General features: G+C 61.9%; 1 pseudogene. It reads right to left on the bottom strand.

The features are described 5' to 3' along the window. A pseudogene (locus tag AC5IJH_RS18645) lies at positions 1 to 247 on the bottom strand (tetratricopeptide repeat protein); the annotation flags it as partial.

Consider the following 247-nt stretch of genomic DNA (forward strand, 5'->3'; position numbering starts at 1 on the left):
CGTCACCTGGATGCAGCGTGAACGGCTTTGCTCCGAGCGGCGCCATCACATCCGTCCCGTCCGGCTTCGCCAACGCAAACAGGTCCACGTTCAGCGTGTCCGCCTTCAGGTACTCGATCGTTTTTTTCAGCTGCTCGTCATAGCCATACAGGAACGGCACCGCCGTGTTGCCGCCCAGCCACCGGTGCGACACCACGGATCCGTTCTTGGCCGACACATCCGCCTGTACTGCCTGCTCGCGTTGCAT

Origin of the sequence: Candidatus Dedyshia acidiphila (assembly GCF_051025295.1) — a bacterium.
Taxonomy (GTDB): domain Bacteria; phylum Acidobacteriota; class Terriglobia; order Terriglobales; family Acidobacteriaceae; genus KBS-83.